14 protein-coding genes and 1 pseudogene are annotated in these 16302 nt (G+C 45.1%); 9 read left to right on the forward strand and 6 right to left on the reverse strand.

Annotation, left to right across the window (positions count from 1 at the left end):
* Nucleotides 1-869: 869 nt before the first annotated feature.
* Together NIAKO_RS19345 and NIAKO_RS19350 are read right to left on the reverse strand one after the other, a co-directional pair.
* A pseudogene (locus NIAKO_RS19345) lies at nt 870-2171 on the reverse strand (flavin monoamine oxidase family protein); the annotation flags it as partial.
* A gap of 18 nt (nt 2172-2189) precedes the next feature.
* Nucleotides 2190-3449: an alkaline phosphatase family protein gene (locus NIAKO_RS19350; protein ID WP_014220139.1), complete on the reverse strand. Its 1260-nt coding sequence runs from the start codon at nt 3447-3449 to the stop codon at nt 2190-2192.
* A 469-nt stretch (nt 3450-3918) separates the two neighbouring features.
* Between NIAKO_RS19350 and NIAKO_RS19355 the strand changes: the two genes are divergently transcribed.
* The 6 genes from NIAKO_RS19355 to NIAKO_RS19380 all read left to right on the forward strand — a co-directional run bounded on the left by NIAKO_RS19355 (nt 3919) and on the right by NIAKO_RS19380 (nt 9624).
* Nucleotides 3919-4434, forward strand: a complete 516-nt coding sequence (locus NIAKO_RS19355) for a YdeI/OmpD-associated family protein (RefSeq protein WP_014220140.1) — start codon at nt 3919-3921, stop codon at nt 4432-4434.
* 690 nt (nt 4435-5124) lie between these two features.
* The gene (locus NIAKO_RS19360; protein ID WP_014220141.1) at nt 5125-6090 is read left to right on the forward strand and encodes a hypothetical protein; all 966 of its coding nucleotides are present in this window, start codon (nt 5125-5127) and stop codon (nt 6088-6090) included.
* Between the two features lie 276 nt (nt 6091-6366).
* A complete protein-coding gene (locus tag NIAKO_RS19365) occupies nt 6367-7392 on the forward strand; it encodes a PhoH family protein (protein WP_014220142.1) in 1026 nt (341 codons plus the stop codon).
* A gap of 307 nt (nt 7393-7699) precedes the next feature.
* The gene (locus NIAKO_RS19370) at nt 7700-8101 is read left to right on the forward strand and encodes a hypothetical protein (RefSeq protein WP_014220143.1); all 402 of its coding nucleotides are present in this window, start codon (nt 7700-7702) and stop codon (nt 8099-8101) included.
* Nucleotides 8102-8293: 192 nt separating this feature from the next.
* Nucleotides 8294-8842: an inorganic diphosphatase gene (locus tag NIAKO_RS19375; protein ID WP_014220144.1), complete on the forward strand. Its 549-nt coding sequence runs from the start codon at nt 8294-8296 to the stop codon at nt 8840-8842.
* A 290-nt stretch (nt 8843-9132) separates the two neighbouring features.
* Nucleotides 9133-9624: a DinB family protein gene (locus NIAKO_RS19380; protein ID WP_014220145.1), complete on the forward strand. Its 492-nt coding sequence runs from the start codon at nt 9133-9135 to the stop codon at nt 9622-9624.
* Nucleotides 9625-9815: 191 nt separating this feature from the next.
* Here NIAKO_RS19380 and NIAKO_RS19385 read toward each other — a convergent pair whose 3' ends face one another.
* Nucleotides 9816-10586, reverse strand: a complete 771-nt coding sequence (locus NIAKO_RS19385; protein ID WP_014220146.1) for a C40 family peptidase — start codon at nt 10584-10586, stop codon at nt 9816-9818.
* A gap of 278 nt (nt 10587-10864) precedes the next feature.
* Between NIAKO_RS19385 and NIAKO_RS19390 the strand changes: the two genes are divergently transcribed.
* Both NIAKO_RS19390 and NIAKO_RS19395 read left to right on the forward strand, forming a co-directional pair.
* Nucleotides 10865-11437 (forward strand): RNA polymerase sigma factor, encoded by a 573-nt coding sequence (locus NIAKO_RS19390; RefSeq protein WP_014220148.1) that lies wholly within the window; start codon nt 10865-10867, stop codon nt 11435-11437.
* A 40-nt stretch (nt 11438-11477) separates the two neighbouring features.
* Nucleotides 11478-11837: a hypothetical protein gene (locus NIAKO_RS19395; protein ID WP_014220149.1), complete on the forward strand. Its 360-nt coding sequence runs from the start codon at nt 11478-11480 to the stop codon at nt 11835-11837.
* A 4-nt stretch (nt 11838-11841) separates the two neighbouring features.
* On the opposite strand, the gene NIAKO_RS19400 is transcribed toward NIAKO_RS19395, so the two are convergent.
* Nucleotides 11842-12318, reverse strand: a complete 477-nt coding sequence (locus NIAKO_RS19400; RefSeq protein ID WP_014220150.1) for a nucleoside deaminase — start codon at nt 12316-12318, stop codon at nt 11842-11844.
* Nucleotides 12319-12438: 120 nt separating this feature from the next.
* Here NIAKO_RS19400 and NIAKO_RS19405 point away from each other — a divergent pair, with 120 nt between their 5' ends.
* On the forward strand, nt 12439-14262 hold the full coding sequence (locus NIAKO_RS19405; RefSeq protein WP_063721344.1) for a M61 family metallopeptidase: 1824 nt from the start codon (nt 12439-12441) through the stop codon (nt 14260-14262).
* 154 nt (nt 14263-14416) lie between these two features.
* Here NIAKO_RS19405 and NIAKO_RS19410 read toward each other — a convergent pair whose 3' ends face one another.
* The gene (locus tag NIAKO_RS19410; protein WP_014220152.1) at nt 14417-15142 is read right to left on the reverse strand and encodes a copper homeostasis protein CutC; all 726 of its coding nucleotides are present in this window, start codon (nt 15140-15142) and stop codon (nt 14417-14419) included.
* Between the two features lie 122 nt (nt 15143-15264).
* On the reverse strand, nt 15265-16296 hold the full coding sequence (locus NIAKO_RS19415) for a glycosylasparaginase (RefSeq protein ID WP_014220153.1): 1032 nt from the start codon (nt 16294-16296) through the stop codon (nt 15265-15267).
* Nucleotides 16297-16302: the final 6 nt, after the last annotated feature.

Here is a 16302-nt window from a genome sequence, read left to right on the forward strand (position 1 = left end):
CGGCTTCTTAAGCAAATAGTTAATGAATTGAACTTTACTTAAGCCAGACTTCGCAGTGCACCCATATAAAAAGAAAAGCTGCCCCAACAATAAAGTTGGGACAGCTTTTTTTATTTATAGGATGTGGTTTGCTTTGTACGCTGAATTGGCGTACTGGCGGAGTAGGAAGGCCTTTTGTCTTTCATGTCTGCCGTCTGCCTCGTCCGCCGTCCGCGTGTCGCTGAAGCTTTAGCGGAGGCGTAAGCCTTGGCGTTGGCGGGCCTGCTGCCTTCATCTCTGCCCTCTGCACTCTGCCTTAAAAGAAGGCTGCCTCTTAGTGCCGAGACAGCCTCTTACATGTTGGTAGCCGAAGGGTAGTATCAATACAAAAACAAGCTGTTTATTGTAAAGTATACAATTAAACATTTGGGCGTAGCAAGCCGGGTGGCCGACTCTCTACCGGCGGCTACGCCCGAGGTAAGGAGTATGGATTAAACAAAAGACTTGATGCGATATTCATTGAAATACCGTTAATGGCTAAACAATAGCTGACTGACATTCTAAAGGGGGATATTCAAAATAGGCGGACTACAGAAGACTCTATTCCTAGAATAGTTCTTCCTTAAAGAAGATTGTTCTTCAATTACAATTGATCTGCTACAGCAATAAAAAGAACGGATGGGAAATGGTACATAAGGTATATCATCCGCTACAATCAGAATGGTTGCCTCACCAATCTTCTTCATAGGTAACAATTAATCGACCACTGTATAACAAAATGCTTGCCACTTGTTAATTAATAGCCAAACAACTACGAAGGATAATGAAGTTTTTGGTTGAGCTAGTAATTCTACGATACCCTTTCAACTTAGAACTTTCAACTTTGAACATTAAACTATCAACTTAACTACATCTACAGCCGATTGCAAAGCTGCTTCTACTGTTCCTCCATTATTTCCATCGTACAAACCTTCACCAGCGAAGTATAAAGTATCCTGCACAGGTTTATGCAACAGCGCGCGTGCTTCGTTAGTGAACAATTTATTATAACTATACGCGCCCAAACTGCCCGGATTGTTTTGCCACCTGGCTATATGTGATGCGGTTACCAATGATTGAATTTCGTTAACCGGCATGGAGAAGATGTTTGCCAGTGATTGCAGGGCATCCTGCAAAACAGTATTGTCGTCTGCGGTTGTGTAGCGCGCAGATTTTGGTCCGCCGAGCCAGCCGGTGAGAATGGCGTCGGTATCGGGGGCATGTGTCCACCAGGTACGGATGGCCTCTTCGCTTAAAATAAAACCGATATCTTCTTTATACTTCAACCAAAAACGTTCAGAAAATTGAATGATCACTTTTACCACTGCACCGAAACCTATTTGTTGTAAAGCCTGGACCTGTGCGCTGATAACCGGTTCAAAAGAAATGGCCGTGCTGTGTGCCGGCGTTGCCTGCAAAACGCCCAGTGGCAGCGTGATGATGGCCTTTTGCGCCGTGAACGCGCGACCATCGGCAGTTATCACTTCCACCCGGCGGAATTGCCAGCGAATGGTTTTTACCGTGCAGGAAGTATGAACAATACAGCCATCGGCGATACTGGCTTTTTTCAGGTATTCCATAAGCGGAGAATAGCCACCAACAATGCGGAATTGCTCGCCCTCTTCATGGCTCCATTCATCGCGCAGTCCAAATACACTTACGTCGGAAGGCTCTGCTACATCAAAGCCTTCGGCAAAACGTTGGGCCGATTGACGCAGCAGGGCATATTTTTCATCACTGAAATATTGTTGCAGAAAGTCCGTGAGGGTCAGATCGGTTTTCAGGTTGGCCATGCGGTCCATCAATTCATCCCAACCTTCAATAAACTCCTCCTGGGTGCTCCATTCGCCATTTTTTACCCGCAGCATATGGCCGCCAACCGGCTGATACCGGATGCCTGCTTCTTCCAACAGCTCCATGGTCAGCGGCAGTTTGCCATGCATAAACTCTGCTCCTTCTTCAATGGGTTTTAAAAACCCCGGCGGTTGAATGGTATGGATGCGGCCACCTATCCGATCATTCGATTCCAACACTGTTACCGCAAACCCGGCTGCCGATAATTTCCTTGCTGCCATTAACCCGGTTGCCCCCGCTCCTATGATTATAATTGATTCTTGCATTTTAAACTTATTTACATTATCAACGCTGTCAACTTTGTCAACCCCGTCAACTTACTTCTTTTTCAACACCGGGGCTAACACATCCAAAGATCCATCTATTTTATCAGTAATATTCAATCCCAGAATATGCGCCACCAACGGATACACATGCACGTTCTCAAAAGCCGGGATCTGCAGTTGATTTTTAAACGCCGGTCCCCAGGCATAAAACGTGGCCTGCATTTCGGGAAGGGCATTATCGAAACCATGTTTTCCTAACAGGCTTTTCCGGCGCCGGAAGTTAAACGATTTGGGAGCGTGCGGAACCAATAGCATATCGCCGATGCGCTGGTAATAATCATCTTTGGCACTGTAATGCCAGCGGGCCGGAATATCATTCGCCAGGTACACATCATAATCAACCGCCAGTTGTTTCAACGCAGCGTAGGTGGGTTGTATATCTTTGGCATCATTGGCATACAAATGCACCAGCACATCCCCATCCGGCACTTTAAATTTAAGAGTATCTATGGCCGAAGGCATGAGCAGCTGATGAACCGTGTCGGCCGTGATCATGCCATGGTCGCTCACTAAAATATAATTTATGGGCAGTTTGAGCGAATCGGTCATCCGCACCATTTTACCAACGCTTTCATCAACAAAGTGTACGGCTTCTTCCGCCTGTTTCGATTCGGGACCATAGGTATGTTCTTCATGATCTACCTGCGGCATATAAAAGGTGACCAGGTGGGGCCGCCTGTCTGCAGGCAGCGTTAACCAGTTTTTTACTTCCTGAATGCGGGTATCCATTTCAATTGAATCGCTAAAGCGGTAATAATAAGTAGGACGAACGCCTTTAATGGCCGACTCAGCACCCACCCAGTAAAAACTGGCGGTAACCATTTGCTGTTGTTCGGCCAGTACCCATAATGGTGTACCGCCATACCAGCTGCTGTCTTCCACTGCCTTGCGGTTGCCGAGGCGATAAATCTCATTTCGTTTTTTATCGTAAAAAGTATTATCAACCAATCCATGATGGGCAGGATACAAACCGGTTACCAGCGTATAGTGATTGGGAAAGGTAAGCGAGGGATACGAGGGGATCATGGCTTTGGCCGCTACCCCATGGCCGCGCAGTTGTTGCAAATGGGTGGCGTGGTATTTATCAACCAGGTCGTACCGCAAGCCATCTACAGAGATAAGTACCACATACGGTTTCTGTTGCTGTTGTTTACTGTTGGTACGGCCGGGTATGATATGTTGGGTAACATCTGCCTGGGCCATCAGCCACACCGGCAAAAACAACGTTATGAGGGCAATATATACGCGCATGTGTTTTTGTTTGTTTGCAAAAGTAACCATGTTAATGGTACTACGTATTAAAGTATTTTAAAATCAACCCTGACGGGCTTTTCCAAAGAACAGATCAGGACGGTTTTGCCGGCTTCTACAACTAACTTCCTATAACGTCAATGGACAATTGGCAATGGTCAATTGACAATAGGCAGGCAAGCTGTAATATTGCGGAATTCCCGACTATCAGCGGCCCATGCCTATTGTGAGCTCCGCCAACTGGCGGAAGGGGAGAAATACAGCCTCACGAGAATATTCAACCCTTTTATTTTCATAATTCTACTTCTTACCACTTACTTCATTCCTCCTTTATCAACCTTGTCAACTTGTTACCCTGTCAACCTGTTAACTCGTCAACTTATCAACCCATGTCTGCCATTTGCCGTCTGCCGTCTGCCCTTATATTAACTAAAGCCAATTTTTAATATATTAGCAACACTAATTAACCATGATATCCTTTACAACTACATTACTACAATTTGCCGAGCAGGGTGAAAAAACGGGCTGGACTTATATTGAAATTCCGGCTGATATGGCGGAGAAATTAAAGCCGGGAAATAAGAAATCGTTCCGAGTTAAAGGTAAATTGGACAATTTTTCCATAAAAAGCGTAGCCATTATGCCCATGGGCGGCGGCCGGTTTATTCTGGCTGTAAATGCCGGCATGCGAAAGGGCATTGGAAAACGTAAAGGTGCGATGGTAAAAGTACAGTTACAGGAAGATAAAACCGAAAAACCATTTGATGGCGACCTGCTGGCCTGTTTGGACGACGACCAGGAGGCAAAAGCGGGCTGGGATAAATTAACCAAGGGTCATCAACGCTACTTCAGCACCTGGATAGAAAGCGCCAAAACCGAGGCCACCAAAACAAAACGGCTTACCATGTCCATGAAAGCACTGGTAAAAGGCTGGGGATATTCAGAAATGATCAGGGCCGCCAAGGCAGAAAAAGACGGGTTATAAAGCCAGTGCCCTACACTTCAATGGTTACTGCTTAAAAACGAACGTTCTAAGCGATTAAGCAAGCTAAAATATTGTAACATATTTCAGCCCGAATATACTGCCGGGTAAAATTCTGCGTTATATCATTATATCGGAATAAGTACTATTTCGATGTCATTTGTATGTAAACTATTATTAATAAACCGATCTTTTTATAATAAAAAAAACCTTTTCACTGTATTTAAATTAGTTAATTTACTAATTTGCCGCTGCATACTAATACCCTATGATGAATATAATTCTACTTACTTTCAAACAATGGAAGCCGGAAAAACAAACAGCCAGCCTGTTACGTGCTCCGGGTAGCATTAATCCCCTTGCAGTATTTAATTATTCTCCCTTTTCATCATTAAGCCGGTATTAATCAGCAATGTGCGTTTTGTACAGTGAGTGGGTTACTATATAATAATCGACCAATAACCAAAGTTCTTTTACAATACACTTTTAAATAACAGATTCGTCTGTTATATTAGCGAAATAGTAGATACAATAACTTTAAACAACATTGTAACAACTTTTTCAAAGTGAAAAATGGTCCATGATATTGCCCGGTTCCGCAGTATGCGGAACACCCCTAAACAATAAGCATTGTCAACATTAAAAAAATAAGTGAGTTCATTATTTTTATCAATCAATTTTAAAAACCGTTCTATGATAAGTAAGTGTTCCCTAACCACACTTCTGCTCATCATCTCCGCAGTCAGCTTTGGACAAAACAAAGTCGATGTTGAAGGAGTATGGAAAACCCAGGACCAAAAGGACAGCCTGTTAGTAAGCGTAAGCGGACAAAGTAACCCCTCAGTATTTGTTTATTTTCCAGGTAAAGCCAAGTTCTTACCATTTACCGTTAATGGAAGCGAACTGGTACACTTTGAGCCCGATGCATCAAAAATGACATTGAGCTACGATGGTAAAACCATCACCGATGGTGCCAAAAAGTATTCAAGGGTAACTTCAGAATCTCCTGTAAACAGCAAAACTGTAGCTGCAGGACCTGATGACTTCTTTGACTTCAGCACCAGCAATTATTATGCAGGTATTAATTTCTACCTGTCATCACACCCAGGTCTGCCATTCATGCCTAATCCGGCTTTCATTGCCAAAAAGAAAGTGAAAGAGATCAAAATTGAGAAATATTTCATGCGTGCAAGCGGAAGCGGAGGTTCACCTTCAGGCCAGAAAGAATATGACCTGGTATACACCTTTAATGCTACCGGCCTTATCACCACTGTACAGGTAATACCTGCAGGTGTTGGTCAGGAAACAGATACATGGACGTACTCATACAACGGCGATAAACTGCAAAAAATCAGCTCGCCCGGCAGAGTATTACAATTTGATAATGATAATTGGGAAGTAGATAACCGCCAACAGAAAAAAGTGCCGTTCATTTTCCCTATGTGGCAATACAATGGCAGCTCAAGACCTGTTACTGCAACCCTGCCTTATATGACTGGCGTTCCTTTGAATGAATATGCTTACAATGCGGCCAACCAGTTGGAAAAGATCTGTTCAAAAGATGTTAGCGAACCAAACATCCTGCAACATTGCACCAGCATTGAATATGACAAAAACGGTTCACCGATAAAAATAACAGAGATCAAGATCAGTAAATAAGTGCCAAACCACTTACTATCATATAGAAAATGTCCCGATTCATCGGGACATTTTTCATTTAATATATACCTCTCCCACTGCATTTTCAGCACGCAATACATTACACCAACCGCATCCGTTTTATTTAACGAAAACACTACAACATTTTCGATTTTCCACATGTTGTGTATAAGTAACTTTACTAAAATGCTGTTCTAAATAATTATATTTGGAATAGATGATATAAGAGGATATCAGGACGCTATCCTGTATTTGTGAAACCTAAATTGATGCGCATTGACAGACACAATCATTAGCCTTGAAACTGTAAACCCTATTGAGTTTTTCGGTGTAAACAACCAGAAACTGGATATTCTCAAGAAAAAATTCCCGCTTCTTAAAATTCTTTCAAGAGGAACGCAAATCAAATTAAGCGGCTCACCCGAGCAAGTCGAAAGCGCCAAGGAAAAAATTGACCTCATCGTTCAATACCTGGAGCGCAACGGCCATATGAGCGAGAACTATTTTGAGCAGATCCTGGGTGGCGACGATGCAGAAACAGTTGACAATTTTATCGATCGCAACCCCAACGACATACTCGTTTTTGGTCCCAACGGAAGAACAGTACGGGCCCGCACCGTTAACCAGAAAAGACTGGTGCATGAAGCTGAAAAGAATGACATTGTATTTGCCATCGGCCCTGCCGGTACCGGTAAAACCTATACCGCTGTTGCCCTGGCCGTTCGGGCATTGAAAAACAAGATGGTCAAAAAGATCATTCTTACGCGCCCTGCGGTGGAAGCCGGTGAAAGCCTTGGCTTTTTGCCCGGTGATCTGAAAGAGAAGATCGATCCCTATCTGCGCCCCCTGTATGATGCGCTCGACGATATGATACCCGCCGATAAACTGGGGTATTATATGAGCACCCGCGTTATTGAAATTGCGCCCCTCGCTTACATGCGTGGCCGTACGCTCGATAATGCCTTTATCATCCTGGATGAGGCGCAGAACTCAACCGATCTGCAGCTGAAGATGTTCCTGACCCGTATTGGCGCCAACGCCAAGGCCATTATTACCGGTGATTTAACGCAGATTGACCTGCCGAAAAATCAACGCAGTGGTTTGGAAAAAGCCGCCCGCATTCTCAGGAATATCGACGGGATCGCCCACATTGAGCTGGATGAAGAAGACGTGGTACGTCACCGCCTCGTAAAAGCCATTATCAGGGCCTACGACCGGGATCACAAGGAAAGTGATGTTCACCCCGATCAACGCCCCCGCGAGCACTGGCGCGACCGGAAAGAACGGGAAGATAATAAGTAGTTAGTTCTGAAATTAGGATAAAGGAAGTATGAGGTCAGCTTAGCTGGTTTTGTACTTCCTTCTTTTTGGCCCTCCTACTCCGCCAGCTGGCGGATTCGCCGTCGCGGCAACGCCTGCTAACATCAATAACACAGAATCCAATAATTTAAACCTTAGAAACAAGAAGCAAGAATTTAAAACCTGTATTCCCTTGTCAACTCCGTCAACCCTGTCAACTTGCAGCAAGAAACCCTAACCGCCCCACTTTAAACGTATTACACTAAAAAAGCATGGAATATATCCCCACTAGTGCCTATTTTTGTTGATTATGAAGAAATTAATTGCCAGTTTTTGCCTTTTGGCTGCTGTAGCCTGTAAATCGGGCAGCGAGGGTTATAAAAAAGCTGAAAATGCACAGGATGCCGGTACCGAGTTCATCCGGGCTTCACTGGACGGAGATTATGATAAAGCTGCATTTTATTTATTGAAGGATTCTACCAACACCCTGCTGTTTGAAAAGCAACAGGCTAATTACAAACAGTTGAGCAGCAAAGAAAAAGACAAATACAAATCATCTACCATCCGGCCGGTTGCCATCACCAGCGACAACGATTCAACCGTTGAATATAAATACTACCACACCTCCAATCCGGCCGATACTACCACTTTACGCATCGTTCATCTGCAGGATACCTGGCTGGTTGACCTGAAGTCGATCATAAAAATGTAACAGGCAGACCATGACAGTAAATGTTGCGGGTTATTTTTTTATGTAGTTACTTTGCGCCCCTAACGAAGCCCGGCCTGGCCGGGAATACAATCCTAATATCCGGCCCGATTTTTTAATTGGGTTCACGCATGATTGTTACCAGCCATATGAAGCAGAACTTATTATAGATTTGCTTAAATTTTAAATAACAATATGACAACTGTTTCCCATCCCTGGCATGGCGTGACTCCTGGCGAACAGGCACCACGGATTGTAAATGCACTGATTGAGATTCCGCAGGGGTCCAGGGCTAAGTATGAAATTGATAAGGAAAGCGGCTTGTTAAAGCTGGACCGTATCATTTATTCTTCGTTCTATTATCCATGTAACTATGGATTTATTCCTCAGACTTACGGCGACGACAAAGATCCTCTTGATATATTGGTAATTACCTCGCAACCTGTACAGGCCATGTGTTTGATGGAAGCCAAGGTAATTGGTGTTATGCAAATGATCGATAACGGCGATGGCGACGATAAGATCATTGCTGTTGCAGCCACCGACCCCAGCGTAAGACACTACAACAATATCGAAGAAATTCCGCCCCATTTCTTTGATGAATTACGCCACTTCTTTGAAGAGTATAAAACACTTGAAAATAAAAAAGTAGAAGTAAATGAATTCGGTGATAAAGCCAAAGCACTGGCCATTATCGAAGACGCCATGAAACTCTACAATACTACTTTCAAGAACAAGAAATAAGATATTCAGAGATTTCGGAATTTAGAGATTTTGAGATTGTCGAAAGGTTCAATCCCGGGCAAATCTCAAAATCTCTACATCTTAAAGTCAGCAATCATTTTCTCAGAATAATTTAGGTATTTTAGTACGCCTGACTTTATTGCTGCCTTTTTTTGCAGGCGCACAATTCCTTCCCGCCAATACTAACTAATGATGTGGCAGACATAAAATAAGATCATTTTTCTTTTTACCTGCTGACATAGGGTTGTCACCAACCCCCGGTTACTTTGTAGCTACAAAAACACAACACTATGTCAATTATCCCAATGCTTTTAAAAGAAATGGAGCAGGAAGCGCAAACAACGCGCAAGATGCTGTCAAGAATTCCGGATAACAAATTCAGCTGGAAGCCCCATGAAAAAAGCATGACCATCAAACAACTGGCTACCCATATTGCGGAGTTACCAGGCTGGGTTAGTTTTACGCTTACTACAAGTGAACTTGATTTTGCCGCCAATAAATACGAACCTGCTGACGTAAACACCACTGCCGGTATACTGGAAACATTTGAAAAGTCATATGCCGATGGGAAAGCGCACTTGGAAAAGGCAACCGAAGCCGACCTGCTGCCCAACTGGACATTACGCAATGGCGAGGAAATTTATAGTGTATCTACAAAAGCTGAAGTAATCAGAATGGCTTTCTGTCAAATAGTGCACCACCGGGCGCAACTGGGCGTGTTCCTCAGGTTACTGGATGTTCCTATTCCGGGTAGTTACGGGCCTAGTGCTGACGAAATGTAACATTTTAATATGAAGTTGCAGGTATGAGATCAGTGGCAATTGATTTCATACTTGCTTTTTCGTGAAACGTCAACCGTGAAACGTGAAAGGCCTCGCGACAAGGCAACATTCCTCACTATTTTCCTATCTCGCTCTTTTTAACTTTCCCCTTTATCAACTCTATCAACCCTATCAACTTCCTTCTTAAAAAACTAAAAGTACCTCTTAATAATCCTCAACTGGTGCGTACGTAAGCCAGTATCTACGTTAACAATGCCCGCACTATCGATCTTATCAATACGCACGTTGCCGGCAGAGTGAATGATCTCGTGATCGTTCAACAGGATGCCTACGTGGGTGATGCGGCCTTCGGCATTATCGAAGAAAGCGAGGTCGCCGCAATGCGCTTCCTGTAAAAAGCCAACCACTTCGCCCTGGCTTGCCTGTAAATAGGCATCGCGTAAAAGGGGTATATTAAAATAGCGGAACACCAGTTGCGTAAAGCCGCTGCAGTCGATGCCAAATGCAGAGCGTCCACCCCACAGGTAGGGTGTGCCCAATACCTGTTCTGCCCGCATCCTGATGCCTTCTTCTTCAGGCTTCACATTGGTGGTATCCCAGGTAGCAGCTTTACTATAATTGATCCTCAATACCCCGGCCAATTGTTTCGCATTATTTGCATCCAATACCGGAGTACCCATAGGCACATGCGCCGGCGCCTCATTAATAGTAATGAAACTGGTAAACCCGGACGTGAATAATGTCGGTTGGTTGCTGATATTCCATTCATCAATAATGGTGAGCTGTCGCCGCTGGCACCAGCCCTCATACCCATCGAACAGGCACTGCAGTTTTACAAAATCTTTTGACTCTTCCAGGATGAGCGCTGCTTCTGCCAGCAACAACTGACTAACCATTTCACTTTTATGCGCGGATTCGGCCCGTAAGGGCGCTACCGGCACATTGCATATAGCATATGCCATAAATTCTGATGGATTTGTCAGCAAAATAACGAAAATACAGCTACAAGCTACAAGCTTCAGGCCACAAGCAGAAAGCCTAAAGCCCAAAGGCGAAAGCTAAGGCATTTCTGCCGTTTGCCGTCTGCCTCGTCCGCCGAAGCCTTGGCGTAGGCGGGCCCACTGCCTGCTGCCTTTATATAATAAAACACCATTTATTCCGTTAAGGGGGGGCGTTAAAAAAATGTATGGAATATTGAACGACATGCATCTTAGTATTAAGAAAAACGCAATTTCGCATAGTGAAACCAGACCCTAATTCACATATCAGCGATCAGCAATTGCTCAACTCCTTTTATACCAGTCGCGATAACCACTGGCTGGGGATCCTATTGCAACGATATACCCTGTTATTACTGGGGGTTTGCATGAAATACCTAAAAAACGAGGAAGAGGCAAAAGACTGTGTGCAACAGGTATTTTTAAAAGCCATTACCGAACTGCACAAATACAAGGTGGAGTATTTTAAAAGCTGGCTGTACATGGTGGCCAAGAACCATTGCCTCATGAAGCTGCGCGATAAACAAGGCCGTAACCCGGCCGAGATCAGGGATGAAATGGCCATTACGCCTGAAGACGATCCCGGACTGACCCCGCACCTGGAAAAAGACCGGCAACTGGAAATGATGGAGGAATGCCTGCAGGAACTGAACAAAGACCAAAAACAGTGCGTAACTTTGTTCTACCTGGAGAAACGATCGTACAACGAAATTGCCGACATTACGGGTTTTACCCTTATGCAGGTAAAAAGCTATATCCAGAACGGCAAACGCAATTTGAAGATCTTGCTGGAGCGCAAAATAAACCATTCATAAAAACCGGGGTCTAATGATCGTACTTTGACGTACAGAAACAATGAACAACGATTTACTGAACATATTATCCAATAGTAACAAAGACATTGACAACCAGAAGTTGATGGATTACTTAAGCGGCAAGCTGAGTGACCAGGAAAAACATGAAGTGGAAATGTGGATGGTTGACAATGATTTTGAGAACGAAGCCCTGGAAGGACTGCAACAAATGGGCAGCAATAAAAAGCTGGAAGGATATGTTGATCAGCTGAACAAAGAATTATCTACCTACATCAAGGATAAAAAGACCCGCCGCGAAAAACGGAGGATCGAAACCGGCTTCTGGACATACGTAGCGATCGCATTTATTCTCATTATCGTTGTCCTGGCTTACGTAGTTATAAAGAGAATAGGTTTGTAAAAACCTAATAAACTATTTTATCCGCTTTTTTTATCCATTCATCAAATACCCCTACTGCACTTTCTCTGCCCAGGTTTACACATTCAATAATCCGGTCGTGCAGGTCGGCCGTTAATTCCTGGTAAATCATGGAGTCGTCAAAACCTGCCGCCGCCGCATCGTGCCGGGTAGCACCAAAGTAAACTTTCTTTGGCCGGGCCCAGTAAATAGCGCCCAAACACATGGGGCAGGGTTCACAGGATGTATATATTTCGCAGTCGGTCAGCTGAAAAGTTTGCAGGTTTTTACAGGCATCGCGGATGGCCACCACTTCGGCATGCGCCGTAGGATCATTTGAACTGGCCACGCTGTTACAACCCCTGCCCACAATGGTATCGCCCTTTACGATCACACAGCCAAAAGGCCCGCCTACGCCCTTATTCATCCCATTTCTGGCCAGGTCTACCGCGGCCTGCATAAAACGAAATTCACGATCCGTCATAGTACACACATTTACATCAAATTTAAGGAAAAGGCACAAGGAATAAGACCTCAAGGCTCAAGGCTTACAATTCTAATTTTCCTGTAAATTGTAGCTTCTTCTTTACAACACGATATGATTATGACAAAAAGAATTTTCCTGATCCTGGCCGTACTATGGTTTTCGCATACCTATGCCCAAAAGATCAACTACACCCTATCCTTTCCCAATATTAATCACCACGAAGCCAGTATCAGCGTTACGGCTTCAGGTATTCCGGCTGGCAAGGCCACTTTTCGCATGAGTCGTTCTTCACCGGGCCGCTATGCCACCCATGAATTTGGAAAAAATGTATACGACGTAAAAGCATTCGACCAAACCGGTGCTTCCATCCCTATTAACCGCATAGACGGCGATGTATATGAAGTGCCCAAACAAAACGGCACCGTGCGGGTTGATTATACGTTGTACGCCGCCTGGGCGGATGGGACGTACTCCGGCGTTGATCCGGCAAGCATTCACCTCAACATGCCTTCGGCAATGATGTGGATCAAAGGATTTGATAAAGCCCCCATCACCGTTACGTTTAATATTCCTGCCGGTAAAAACTGGACCATCGCCACGCAGTTAAAACCAACGGATGATCCCCTCACCTTTACAGCGCCCGGTTTGCAATACCTGATGGATTGCCCCACCAAGATCGGCAACCTGCACTGGAAAAAATGGAACATCACCAATCCCGATGGTAAAGGCTACGAGTTCAGGCTGGCGTTGGAAGCCGAAACTACCGATACAGTGGCTGGTTCATTTGCCGCTAAAATTAAACGCCTGGTTGAAGAAGAGCAGGCTGTTTTTGGTGAAACGCCGGCGTACGATTATGGCACCTATACATTTATTGCCAGTATTAACCTGTATGTAGAAGGCGATGGCATGGAACACCGTAATTCCACCATGATCAGTCTCCCTTTTAATTTTACCGGTACCAATGATCAGTTGGAAGTTTTTGCCCATGAGTTCTTTCATAACTGGAATGTAGAACGCATTCGCCCGAAAACGCTGGAGCCTTTCAATTTTGAAAAAAGCAATATGAGCAATGAACTGTGGTGTGCGGAAGGGTTTACGCAATATTATGGGGAACTGTTGTTATGTCGCTCCGGCTTAAAACCCATTGATGGGTTGATGGGTTCTCTTACCGGTTTAATTTATTCCAAAGAAATAGCGGCAGGCGCCAAACGCTATTCGCCGGTAGAAGTGAGCCGCAACGCTGTTTTTGTTGATGCAGGGGTATCTATCGACCGCACCAATTACCCCAACATGTACAGTTCTTATTATCCATATGGCGGCGCTACGGCACTCGCCCTCGACCTTAGTTTGCGCTCAAAATTCCAATTAACGCTGGATGATTATATGACTGCTTTATGGAAACGCTTTGGCAAAACAGAGATCGCATATACGGTTCCGGGACTGGAAGAAGTGCTGGCCGATGTTACGCACGACAAAACCTTTGCAGCCGATTTCTTTACCCGTTATGTGAATGGTCATGAATCGTTCGATTATGCGCCCCTGCTGGAGAAAGCCGGGTTGCGATTGAAAAAACAAAACCCCGGTAAAGCCTGGCTGGGTCAGGTGCAATATGAAGAAGGCACTACCAAAATCAGCTCCAATACTATTATCAATACGCCGTTGTACAATGCCGGTCTCGACTTTAATGATGTGATCGTGCAGATAGACAGCAAACTGGTTGCCCGCCCGGCCGATATCAATGAAATCATCGCCACACATAAACCAGGCGACGTGATCAACATTCATTATAAACATCGCGATGAGAATAAAACCGCTTCGCTTACCCTGGCCGAGAACCCGGGTTTGGCAGTGGTTACTTTTGAACAGGCTGGTTTACCGGTTACCAATGAGATGAAGACATTCAGGAATAGCTGGCTGGGAACGAAGGTCAATAGACAATAGGCAATTGTCAATTGTCTATTGTCTATTGACTTCTTTGGTTTTAATGTAGGCGGTAAGAACGTTCGCTTTGAAATGTTACAGGGACTGGCCATGAAGAACACAGGAGAATGGAGCCGTGGTGTACAACGTGTCAACTCTGTCAACCCTATCAACCTTATAAACTGATATTATTCAACACTTCCATTATCTTTCTCAGTTCTTCTTCATTGGCGATGTACCAATCGGTAGCATCCAGAATAGCCGGATTGCGGAAGGTAACCGGGTCCGGCGCAATCATTCTCGCTGAAGTATGAAACTCCGTGGCGCCCGTACCATTCACCAGCGTTTCAATATTGCCGGACCGCACACCAGCGCCGGGCATAATGATAATACGGCCATCGGCCTGTTGTACCAGTTCGGCCAGCAGGTTAATACCCTCAGGAGCCGATGGTTTTTGTCCGCTGGTTAAAACGCGCTCACACCCGCAGGTTATAATATCTTCCAGCGCCTTCATGGGATCGGGCGTGGCATCAAAAACGCGGTGGCAGGTAACGCCCATGGGATAGGCCCATTCCACCATCCGTTTTAACCGCTCGGTATCTATTTCGCCGTTCCCTTTTGATACGCCGGTTGAAATGCCGTCGCAGCCCAGTTCTTTACACAACAGGATATCCTGTTTTATAATGGCGAACTCATCTTCATCAAAGAAATAATTTCCCGCCCTTGGCCGCACAATGGGATACAACGAAATGCCGATCTTTTCGCGTGTTTGTTTTATAGTTCCATAAGAAGGCGTGGTGCCGCCATCGGCCGGGTTCTCACATAACTCTACCCGCTTTGCTCCCACTTTTTCTGCAATAACAGCCGATTGCAGGTTAAACGCACATACTTCTAATAACATGCTCTTGTTTTAATTGTTGCTATATTAACTTAAGAAACTGTTACAGGTTACAGGGTTGCCGATATCACGATTTGAGCCTGGAAATTCGAGCCTTGTAACCTGAAATAGGTAACAACTTTACTTTAATAAATGCTCTTTGCCGGAACAAGTTTCTCTTCCTTGCCTGATTTCACTGCATACGTAAACCCTTTCTGCAAAGCATATCCGCCGTATTCACCCTTTTTATTAATAGCAATGAAACCCACCTGTAAAGTTTTGGCACGGGCCGGCCCACGGCTTACAATGCGTTCTACAGCCTTCTTGCAGGCTGCTTCCGGCGCCAGGCCCTGCCGCATCAATTCCACCACCAGGTGCGACCCTACGATCCTGATCACTTCCTCCCCCACACCGGTTGAAGTAGCTGCGCCAATTTCATTATCAACGTACAAACCCGCGCCGATTATGGGCGAATCCCCTACCCGGCCATGCATTTTAAAAGCCATGCCACTGGTTGTACAGGCGCCGCTGAAATTGCCGCTGGCATCCATGGCAATCATGCCAATGGTATCGTGGTTATTGGGACCACCGGGCATACTTGAATCGTTTGCGGCTTTATGCAATTTGTTTTCGATATTTATAACCGGCTCGTATTTGGAGTTTTTTAACCATTCCTTCCAGGCTTTTTCACTTTCAGGCGTCAGGAGGTTCTCTTTTTGAAACCCATTCGCCAGGGCGAATTGCAACGCGCCATCACCCACCAATACTACGTGCGGCGTTTTTTCCATAACCAGTCGTGCAACCGAGATGGGGTGCATGATATGCTCCAGGCACATCACCGATCCACAGTTGTATCGCTCATCCATAATACAGGCATCGAGGGTAACCCGGCCATCCCGGTCGGGCAATCCACCATACCCTACCGATTGGTTATTGGGATCGGCTTCGGGGATCTTTACGCCCGCTTCTACTGCATCCAGGGCGCGACCTCCCTTGCCCAGCACCGTCCAGGCTTCGGCATTGGCAGCCTTGCCAAAATCCCAGGTGGAGATAACGATGGGTTCATTTTTAATGGCTGGATAATCTACTTCTGCAGATTGGGCCAATATTCGTTTGCCTGAAAAAAAGCCTAAAGAACCAAGTAATGATCTGTGTAAAAATTTCCTGCGCGTTGACATAATAGC

Origin of the sequence: Niastella koreensis GR20-10 (assembly GCF_000246855.1) — a bacterium.
GTDB classification, from domain to species: Bacteria; Bacteroidota; Bacteroidia; order Chitinophagales; family Chitinophagaceae; genus Niastella; species Niastella koreensis.

Coding starts and splice junctions, on each gene's coding strand:
- NIAKO_RS19410 (WP_014220152.1), bottom strand. CDS start 15,142: ATGTTATTAGAAGTATGTGCGTTTAACCTGCAATCGGCTGTTATTGCA.
- NIAKO_RS19360 (WP_014220141.1), top strand. CDS start 5,125: ATGATAAGTAAGTGTTCCCTAACCACACTTCTGCTCATCATCTCCGCA.
- NIAKO_RS19380 (WP_014220145.1), top strand. CDS start 9,133: ATGTCAATTATCCCAATGCTTTTAAAAGAAATGGAGCAGGAAGCGCAA.
- NIAKO_RS19395 (WP_014220149.1), top strand. CDS start 11,478: ATGAACAACGATTTACTGAACATATTATCCAATAGTAACAAAGACATT.
- NIAKO_RS19405 (WP_063721344.1), top strand. CDS start 12,439: ATGACAAAAAGAATTTTCCTGATCCTGGCCGTACTATGGTTTTCGCAT.
- NIAKO_RS19350 (WP_014220139.1), bottom strand. CDS start 3,449: ATGCGCGTATATATTGCCCTCATAACGTTGTTTTTGCCGGTGTGGCTG.
- NIAKO_RS19385 (WP_014220146.1), bottom strand. CDS start 10,586: ATGGCATATGCTATATGCAATGTGCCGGTAGCGCCCTTACGGGCCGAA.
- NIAKO_RS19370 (WP_014220143.1), top strand. CDS start 7,700: ATGAAGAAATTAATTGCCAGTTTTTGCCTTTTGGCTGCTGTAGCCTGT.
- NIAKO_RS19355 (WP_014220140.1), top strand. CDS start 3,919: ATGATATCCTTTACAACTACATTACTACAATTTGCCGAGCAGGGTGAA.
- NIAKO_RS19415 (WP_014220153.1), bottom strand. CDS start 16,296: ATGTCAACGCGCAGGAAATTTTTACACAGATCATTACTTGGTTCTTTA.
- NIAKO_RS19400 (WP_014220150.1), bottom strand. CDS start 12,318: ATGACGGATCGTGAATTTCGTTTTATGCAGGCCGCGGTAGACCTGGCC.
- NIAKO_RS19375 (WP_014220144.1), top strand. CDS start 8,294: ATGACAACTGTTTCCCATCCCTGGCATGGCGTGACTCCTGGCGAACAG.